The sequence below is a fragment of the Noviherbaspirillum sp. genome (assembly GCF_035654295.1).
GTDB lineage: Bacteria > Pseudomonadota > Gammaproteobacteria > Burkholderiales > Burkholderiaceae_D > Noviherbaspirillum.
This window is the reverse complement of sequence record NZ_DASRXF010000173.1, coordinates 1-7,987: the sequence shown is the minus strand read 5'-3', so window position 1 is coordinate 7,987 and position 7,987 is coordinate 1. Positions and strand designations below refer to the sequence as shown.

Annotated in this window: 6 protein-coding genes; 1 reads left to right on the top strand and 5 read right to left on the bottom strand. The window is 63.1% G+C overall.

All coding sequences use genetic code 11. The features are described from left to right. Nucleotides 1-151: 151 nt before the first annotated feature. The 5 genes from VFF99_RS16545 to VFF99_RS16525 all read right to left on the bottom strand — a co-directional run bounded on the left by VFF99_RS16545 (nt 152) and on the right by VFF99_RS16525 (nt 7,360). Entirely contained in the window at nt 152-697 is a 546-nt protein-coding gene (locus VFF99_RS16545; protein ID WP_325019815.1) for a DUF2059 domain-containing protein, read from the bottom strand. Between the two features lie 32 nt (nt 698-729). After that, a complete protein-coding gene (locus VFF99_RS16540; RefSeq protein WP_325019813.1) occupies nt 730-2,361 on the bottom strand; it encodes an OmpP1/FadL family transporter in 1,632 nt (543 codons plus the stop codon). A gap of 15 nt (nt 2,362-2,376) precedes the next feature. After that, entirely contained in the window at nt 2,377-3,372 is a 996-nt protein-coding gene (locus tag VFF99_RS16535) for a transporter (protein ID WP_325019811.1), read from the bottom strand. A 50-nt stretch (nt 3,373-3,422) separates the two neighbouring features. Then, nucleotides 3,423-4,187 (bottom strand): C39 family peptidase, encoded by a 765-nt coding sequence (locus VFF99_RS16530; protein WP_325019809.1) that lies wholly within the window; start codon nt 4,185-4,187, stop codon nt 3,423-3,425. A 371-nt stretch (nt 4,188-4,558) separates the two neighbouring features. Then, the gene (locus VFF99_RS16525; protein WP_325019807.1) at nt 4,559-7,360 is read right to left on the bottom strand and encodes a LuxR C-terminal-related transcriptional regulator; all 2,802 of its coding nucleotides are present in this window, start codon (nt 7,358-7,360) and stop codon (nt 4,559-4,561) included. Nucleotides 7,361-7,837: 477 nt separating this feature from the next. On the opposite strand from VFF99_RS16525, the gene VFF99_RS16520 reads away from it, so the two are divergent. After that, nucleotides 7,838-7,987 (top strand): DUF6160 family protein (locus tag VFF99_RS16520; RefSeq protein ID WP_325019817.1); only part of this gene is annotated, 150 nt, incomplete at its 3' end.

The window sequence follows — 7,987 nt, the reverse complement described above, 5'->3', positions numbered from 1 at the left end:
CACGCGCTGCCAGGCGTGCCTTGATACCGCGTACCAGATCAATCGCCGACGAATATGTCATGTTGTTCCCCTTGTTCTTTTGTCGTTCCCGCTGCCGACGGCCGCGCGTAAGGCTGCACCGGCATCCACTGCAAGCTGCGTCATGCGTGCATCACGGCGTGATGGCGGTGCGCAGGCGCGCGCTGATGCGCTCACGGAACTGGTTCAGTTTCGGGTCGATGGTCGGGCGCGAATCGGCGGCGATTTTCTCGCCGAGCGCTTTCTGCATGTCCGGCACCAGCGCCTCGAACTTTTTCTTGACCGGCGATTCGAGGATGGCAATGATCTGCCGCAGTTCGTCTTCGGTGAATTGTTCCGCGAGCATCGGCACCACCGTGGTCGGGACCAGTTTCTGGGCGCTGGCACGCACCACCGGACTGTTCTCATCGAGGAATTTCTTCGCTTCCGCAGCAACGTCGCGCATCACCGCATCACGTCGCTCGGTCGGAACGCGGCCCTGGATCACCGCACGCGCCTGTCCGACCGCATCCGTTACCGGGTCCTGCAGCATCGACTGTGCAAGCGCATCCACTTGCCAGAGCTGGAGAACGCGCTGTACCAGTTCCTGCTTCGCCGGCGGGATCGCCTTCGGTGTTCCGGCTGCGCTGGCGGCGCCGGCAGCAAGGATGAGGGTGATTGCAATCGCGGATTTGAACATGGTGTGTCTCCTCTCAGAAAAATTGTCCATTGCTAGAAACGCTTGGTGATGGTCAGGCCGAGATACTTGACGCGGATCCCGCCGGCGACATCGAGGCCTGCGTAGGGGTTGTAGACAATGTTGAAAAATTTGTCGCAGTTCATGTTGCAGCTGCCGTTGGCCGGAACGAAGTAGTCGCCCTTCATATAGCTGGCGGCAATGCTGATATCAGTCTTCTCGCTGATCTTGTAATTGGCGCCGATGCTGTAGATCTTGGTATCCGGCAGCGGCGCGACGAGGTCGATCTTGTCCTTCGGGATCGAGCTCTTGCGCGGCTCGTAGCCGAAGCGCATGGTCAGCTTGTCGTTGACCTTCACCTGCATGCCGTAGCCGAAGTGCAGCGTGTTCTTGTAGCCGCGCGGGATCGACAGCCGGGACGGATCGGGCACGCCGAACAGGCGGGCCATCTCCAGCAGCTTGATGGGCTGGTCGAACTCGAAGGTCATCGCATCCCAGCTTTTCCAGTTGGCGTAGTTCGCATCGACGTTGAACTGGAGGCGCGCGGTCGGCTTGAACTTGAAGCCGACCTGCACGCGGTGCGGAAACGGGATCGTGGCGCTGACGTTGCCCTTCTGTTCTTCCGGAATCGTCTGCGGCATGCCGAGGATGCCGGCGGCGATCGGACCGAGCAGGCTCGAATGCATGCCCTCCACGAAGCGCCGGAGCATCGGTTCGGCGCGGATGGTGTACTGGCCGGACACCTTGGTCTTCGATCCGCCCTGGTACACGAAGCCGACCCCGAGCCAGTCCACCGGCTCCCACAGCACGCCGATGTTGATCGTCGGGTCGACGTGGGCGGTCATGTTCAGGTCGATGCTGGCCGCCTTCTTGAACGGATTGATCCGGCCTTCCTCGCCGCCGCCGCACAGGCCGAATGTGAAGGTGTCGAGGATGTTGCCGCCATTCTGCGGGCACCACCCCTCCTGCACCTTGCCGACGATGCCCAGCAGTTCGTTGGGCATGCGCATGTCGGTGTTCAGGATGAACGCCTGGTGCGCGAGCGGCACCGAGGCGCCGATGCTCAGGGTATCCGATACCTTGTAGCCGACCGCAGGCGCCGCGAACACGAGACGCTGCAGGTGCACCACCTTGCCGCCGAAGCGGCCGGGGTCGTTCGGGTCCTTGGTGCGATCGGTACTCATCGCCTGGCTGACGTAGTTGCCGACGCCGAAGGTGAACGGAGAACCGGGTTTGTTGTAGGCCAGGCCGAGCCCGGGCAGGACCACGCCGGGCAGGCGCCATCCGGGCAGGCCGACGCCCGGGATATAGACGCGCTGGTGCATCGGGCCGGTGGACGTGCCGTTGAGCGGATCGTCCTTGAAGCCGCCGATGCTGAAGTTCTCGCCCTGCCGGAAGGACGCCGGTGCGCGCAGCGACACCGCGCCGAACGACTCGGTATGCATTTCGCCGGTGATGCGCGCCAGTCCCGCGGGATTGAAGTGGATCGCATCGGTTCCCGGAGGATCGGCCGTCACGGCATTGCCGAGCGACATGGCGGTCGGGCTGGTCAGCAGGTTTTCCGTCAGCGCCGCGTGTGCCGGCGGCAGCGCGCTCGACAGCAGCAGGCCGGCGATCGGCAGCAGCCGCGTTCGGTACCGCCTGTGTTTGCTCGAACAGGTCATCATCTCGGCACCGCCCTATCAGAACGACAGCGGCATGCTGAGGCCAAGGGTGAAGTCGGGCGAGTCGTTGGTCAGGCCGATGCCTGCCGTGATGTTGAGCGTCGTCTTCGGCGAAATGCGGTAGCCGATGCCGAGGTTCAGCATGCCCGAAGTCTGCGTCTTGGTCTTGGCGGTGGTGCCGTCGCGGAAGTACAGCCGCGCGCCGCGCGAGATCGTTTCCTGGATCGAGACCGAGGTCGAGATGCCATAGGAAAGCGCATACGCGAAGCCGAGGCCGAAGCCGATGCTCGGGCCCGGATCGACGCGGGTGAGCACGCGGCTGCCGCGGATCTGCGACAGGTCTTTCGCATCGCCGCTGTAGCTCAGGTTGAGCGAGCCGAACAGCGCGACCGGATCGACGATGTGGTTGACGTTGACGCCGGCGCTGATGGTCGGCACGCCGGAGCCGGTGGCGAGATCCTGGTTGGCATCGACCTTGAACGGGCTCTTGCCGGTCGGCAGGCGCAGGTTGCTGGTGAACGTGATCGACGGACGGCCGCGCCTGGTTTCGAAGGGCTGGAAACGCGCGCCGATGCCGATGTCGCCCAGCGAGTGGGAGAAGCCGTCGAAGGACGGGTTTTCCGAATACTTGCTCACCAGAGGCAGGCTCACGCTGGCGGTAAGGTTGTCGCGCAGGCCGTAGTCCACCGAAATGGTGTTGGTGATCTGGTGGGCGCTGTCGTTGTTGATCTCGAACAGGGTCAGCTGCCCGCTGCTGAGGTCGGCGTTGATGCGCTCCTGCCCGACATAGGAATAGCTGAAATCATAGGTCGCCTGGATCTTGCCGCGGCGGATCAGCGAGTACTGCTTGTCCACGGCGGTGAGCGTCTGCTTGAGCAGCGTGGTCTGGTCGGTATCCCCCTCCTGCTTCTTCAGCGCGTCGCGTGCGGCGGCGCTGTCGGTGCCTCCCTGTTGCGCGTAGGCCGGCAGCATCAGCACGGCAGCAATGAAACCAACCAATGGACGAATTCTCATGACGACTCCCTTAAATTAGATGTAATGACGGCGTTGCGGTCCTGCGTCGTTCAGTTCCTGCGCAGGTAGACACCGCCGAAACCTGAGTTGAGCGCACGTTCCATGGTGTACGCGTTACCCAGCGGCTGAAGACTTGCCTGGTCCCGGACGCGGTCCATGTCGAACACGCCGAGTTCCTGGTCGGACAGCGCGAGTTTTCCGAGCGCGGGCCGGTTCTTCGGGGGGTAAAGGATGAACAGGGTGTTGCGGTCCCACAGCGAGGCAAACTCGTCCACTGCGAGGACGATGTTCCCGGCAGACGGATCGGCGAGGTACACCAGCCCGTCGCGGATGCCGCGGAACACCACGAAGTGCTTGAAGCCCGCGTAGTCGATCGGCACGATGGCTGGATGCTCGAGCGACACGAGGTCCTTGACCTCGGCACGGAAGCCGCCGCTTTCGATGCCCAGCGATGCGACATAGCGCTTCATGTCGAGCAGGGAAAAGCCGCGGCGCTCGATGATCTTTTCCTTCTCGCCACGTTCGAGCATGCCTTCCATCGCCTGCTGCTCGGTGACGTCGAGGCCGAGATGGTTGACCAGCAGCGTGACCAGTGCGGCCGAGCCGCAGCTGTAGTCGTAGGCCTGCCGGACGATATTCTGGTACTTGAGCTGGGACAGCGGCTCGATACGCACCGCTTCGGTGATCGGGCCGCCGCCGACGACCGATTGCGGCAGCTCGAATTGTCCTTCCGGCCGGTCCATGACACCGAACCGTTCCGCGACCCCGGCCTGCGCAATGCCAAAGGCAACTGCGCCAAGCAAGATCATGAACATGTGTTGTTCCCCTTCATGTCTTCTCCTCGACTGGATGTTGGTAAATCGTCGCGATGTCCCTCGCGATCGGCCTTTCAAGAGGCGATGCTGTCCGTCATGAAATTGACTTTCTGACAGCTTGCCGAGTGGCTTTAAATGTACGAGTTAACAGGGCGACAAGAGGTCATCCGATCGGACGAGACGCGATTGCGCCGTATCAAGCGCGGAGCAGTTTGGATGCAGGTGTTTGCATTGCCTGTGCGCACATTCGTTTGTGCGCAATCAATTCGATTGCCTGCAAGCGAGTATCCGCGCGGCATTCGGGAATGCTGCAATGCACGCCGGAGAAGAGACATGCTGCGGCGGCCGGCCGCAGCACCAAGTGGAAGAGCTCAGGTGATGATGCCGAGGCGGCGTGCGATCGAGATCGCTTCCGTCCGGTTGTGTGCGCCGAGCTTGAGATTGATATTACGCAAGTGGGTCTTGACGGTGGTGACGGAGACGAAGAGCTTTTCTGCGATGGCTTGGTTGCCGCAGCCTTGCGCAAGGAGCAGCAGCACATCGAGCTCTCGTTCCGTGAGCTCGCCGCCGGACGAGTGCGCGACGGCATCCGGCACCTGCGGGATATCGGCAGGCGCCCGCACCTGCTGCACCCGCGCGCGGTGCATGATGCGCTCGGAGAAGCTGCGCAGCGCATTGTTGTCCGGCGCCGCCGCCTCCTGCATGCCGTCGAGCATTTCACGCACCAGCACGAGCAGCGACTGCCCTTCATCCTTGAATACCCGGACGAAGCCCTCTTCCATTGCATCCTGCATGGTCTCGCGTATGGTGCGCAGCGCCGGGTTGCGCTGGCCGGCATGCGACAGCGCGAGCGCATACAGGACCTTGACGCGCAGCGCGTAGCGCATGCGGCCGCGTGCGTAGGCATCCTGCAGGTGCTCCTTCAATAGCGGCAGGACTGACGCGGCCTGCCCGGTATGGATCTGGATGCGGGCGCTGCCGAGGAAGGGGCTTTCGATATCGGTGGCGATCATCTGCATGTCGCGGCGCTGCCAGGATGGCGCAGCGCCCACGAGCGCGAAGGTCGAACGGGCCTCGTCGATATCGCCTTGCAAGAGCGCGGCGCGCGCCATTTCGAGGCGGGCGGCATCGATCACGCGCGGCAGGCGGCGCTGCATGCCGGACTGCTCCAGCTCCAGCAGCACCTGCAGCGCATCGTTGGTGCTGCCTTCGAGCCGCAGGATGCGCGCGTAGATGACATGGCTGGCGATCAGCTGGTCCGGGATGCCGGCGTCCTTGACCAGCGGCAGGTAGAGTTTGAGCAGGCGCTTGGATTCCACCAGCGAATCCATTTCATACAGCACTTCGGCGAGATACAGGCTGGCAAAGCCGCTCTCGGCGCCGTCTCGGCCGCGCGTGCCTTCGGGCGAAATGCCGAGCAGCGCGCCCATGCGGGTTGCGCTGGATCGCAGCTGTTTCTGCGAATCATCGCCGATCAGCGCCAGCAGGCGCGCGCATGCTGCACGCAGGTTGCCCTGCACCAGGTCCAGCATGCCGCGCACATAACCGGCAACCGCCATGCTGAACAGCGGGCCCACGGCCGGATGTTCCTGCGTCGCCTGGTCCAGCAGCACGCGGGCTTCGCGGTAGCGGGCAGTGGTCGCGTAATAATAGGCGCAGCCGATCATGAGCATGCTGCGCAGCACCGGTTCGCGCGCGGCACTGCCAAGGATGTGGGGGTCGTCCCACATCGGCGCGGTTTCTCCCGCGCGGTCGAGCATCATCAGGCTGAAGGTGCGCAGCACATGGTAAGTCGAGTGCGAGACGGGCGATGCGCCGTCGGCGTTGGTCACGGTTTCGAGCAGGTGCAGCGCTTCCTCGCTCCTGTTGATGTGCAGCAAGGACCAGCAGTAGACCGAGATCAGGTTCGGGTAAGCCACGAGGTGGCGGCGGTCCAGCGTATCGAACCAGCGCGCCAGCAGCCGCACCCGTCCCTGCAGGAAAAGCGATTGCGCGTTGCGCTCCAGCAGCTCCAGCACATAGGCGGTATCGCCGGAGGCGATGGCATGATCGATCGCCGGTGTGGGACGGTTCTGCTCCATATACCAGGCGGCGGCCCGGCGGTGAAGCACCGCCGCGAGGCCGGGATACTCGCGCTCGAGCTGGGCGCGCAGGAAGTCGGCGAACAGCGGGTGGTAGCTGAACCAGGTGCGCTGCTCGTCGAGCGGCGTCATGAACATGTTGGAGCGCTCGATCTCCTGCAGCAATGCCTTGCCGTCGTCGTGGCCGGTCACGGCATTGCAGCTGTCCGCGCAAAACTTTTGCAGCACGCTGGTCTGCAGGATGAAGTCCTGCAAGTGGCGCGGCTTCTGCGCCAGCACGTCTTCGGCCAGGTAAGAGGCGATGGAGGTGTGCGATCCGGAAAAGGTACGGATGATGCGGCGCGGGTCCTCGCTGCCTTCGAGCGCCAGCGATGCGAGCCAGAGGGCGGCGGCCCAGCCGCCGGTCACGGCATGCAGTTTCTCGACATCCTGGTTGTCCAGCTTCAGCCCGCGCTTCTCGCGCAGGAAGCTTGCGCTTTCTTCGAGGCTGAAGCGCAGCTGGGCGGCGTCGATTTCCAGCAGATGCTGCCGCGCGCGGAGGCGGCCGACCGACAGCATGGTTTGCACGCGCGAGCCGATCACCAGCTTTTGCTGCGGCCCGAGCATGTCGATCAGTTGCTGGACGACGGCCAGCACGGCCGGGTTCTGGAGATGCTCGAATTCGTCGAGGATCAATGTAAACGGCAAAGGCGTCGATGCCAGCGCATCGGCCAGCTCGAAGCTGCCATCCTGCCGCAGGCGCGAATCGAACAGGCCGCGCACCGTGGGCGCGCCGCGGTTCATCTGCGCGAACGCCTGCGCGAGGCAGGACATGAAACGGTCGAGGTCGTTGTCGCCGGCATCCAGCGTGAGCCACGCGGCGGCCCCGCCCTCCTGCCTGCACTCATCATGTATACGGCGCAGCAAGGTGGTGATGCCGAATCCCGCGGGGGCCTGCACGAGGACGAGCTTCGCGCCCGCCGCATGGCGTATGCGCTCCATCACATGCTCGCGCGCGAGGCACGCTTCCGCAGTGGCCGGCGGACGGAACTTGGATGGATGGGAACGCAGGACAGCAGGACGTTCCGGCACCTGATAAGGAATAGCAGCCAATCAAGCAACCCGCATTAGTAAACAAATCGAACGCGCAAGGACACGCAGTGCAAGCTCCGAAGGTGTGACTGTCGGGAACCATGAGGTTACATAAGATTGTCATTGAAACAATAGAGTGCACACTCTAAAAACATCGTCCGATCGGTGGGTGTGCAGTGCAGCACGGCGACCGGCGGCGCGGCTCGCGCGCGCTTTCTTTCGAGGCGGAAATGCCGTCTTCGGCGGTGGCTTTCACGGCCAATGATTTGGCTCGTCCAGTCACAGCGGCGGTCCCCGTTGTCAATGGGAGCTGACCTACTATGAAGGCTCTTAGTATTGTTGAAATATTAAGAGCTGTACGACACCGGTTCTAGCGTTCGGCGGGTGGGTAAATCGCCTGCCGAACAGTACAAGGTGTTTCCACAAGAAACATGGAACCGGCGTTCGCGGCATGGGAAGAAAAATTTTTTACACCACGTTACTTAATTGGAGACTCATATGAAACTGTTCAAGAAGACCGCAATCGCCGCTGTCCTGTCCGGCCTCTCCATGGCTGCGTCCGCAATGACCCCGATCGCCGACGAAGGCCTGAGCCAGGTCGCCGGCCAGGACGGTGTGTCCATCGCTGCCAGCCTGCATATCAATATC

What these genes read in the sequence shown, in the direction of transcription:
- VFF99_RS16545 (WP_325019815.1), bottom strand. Translation starts at nt 697, where the DNA reads ATGTTCAAATCCGCGATTGCAATCACCCTCATCCTTGCTGCCGGCGCC.
- VFF99_RS16540 (WP_325019813.1), bottom strand. Translation starts at nt 2,361, where the DNA reads ATGATGACCTGTTCGAGCAAACACAGGCGGTACCGAACGCGGCTGCTG.
- VFF99_RS16535 (WP_325019811.1), bottom strand. Translation starts at nt 3,372, where the DNA reads ATGAGAATTCGTCCATTGGTTGGTTTCATTGCTGCCGTGCTGATGCTG.
- VFF99_RS16530 (WP_325019809.1), bottom strand. Translation starts at nt 4,187, where the DNA reads ATGTTCATGATCTTGCTTGGCGCAGTTGCCTTTGGCATTGCGCAGGCC.